Raw genomic sequence first — 629 nt, 5'->3', positions numbered from 1 at the left:
TCGGAGTCCTCGGAACCAGCATGAACGTACTGAAAGTCGGCGAGCTCATCTCCGGCCAAGCCGAGTGCCCGCTGGCCATTGGGGCCAGCACCGTGACGTTCGTCCTGCTCATCGTCTACATCGTCACCGGTGTCCGATTGTTCCTCACCGCACGGCGAGGGGACAAGGCGGAGGCAACGACTGCCTGAGCGCCGCTAGACCCTACTTTCGAAACAGCACCGATCTCTCCGGGTATATCGCGACGATCTCGAGTCCGTCGACAGTCCCCGTTCAGCGGACAGACCCAGTCTCGGTGCTGCGGACGCGTTGGATGCGGAGGCTGTTGTAGACGACGAGCACGGAGGACAAAGACATCGCGGCCGCGGCGATGAGGGGGTTGAGGAGGCCTGCTGCGGCGATGGGGATCGCGGCGATGTTGTATCCGAAGGCCCAGCCGAGGTTGGTGCGGATCGTGCGGAGTGTCTTGCGGGAGATCGCGATCGCGTCGGGGATGACGTGGAGGTCGTCGCGGACGAGGATGATGTCGGCGGCCTTGAGGGCGATGTCGGTCCCGGAGACGAGCGCGAGGCCGAGGTCGGCGGTAGCGAGAGCGACGGCGTCGTTGATGCCATCGCCGACCATCGCCACCT

1 protein-coding gene and 1 pseudogene are annotated in these 629 nt (G+C 64.9%); one reads left to right on the top strand and one right to left on the bottom strand.

Features of this window, described 5'->3' with window-relative positions; translation table 11 throughout:
- Positions 1–188: pseudogene (locus ACODR5_RS13535) on the top strand (hypothetical protein); the annotation flags it as partial.
- Between the two features lie 82 nt (positions 189–270).
- Here ACODR5_RS13535 and ACODR5_RS13530 read toward each other — a convergent pair.
- Positions 271–629, bottom strand: a 359-nt coding sequence (locus tag ACODR5_RS13530) for an HAD-IC family P-type ATPase (RefSeq protein WP_488983915.1), incomplete at its 5' end; no start/stop codon positions are given.

Source organism: Microbacterium sp. FG3 (assembly GCF_057809335.1).
Note: the sequence above shows the minus strand (reverse complement) of the source record. Positions and strands in the feature narration are given on the sequence as shown.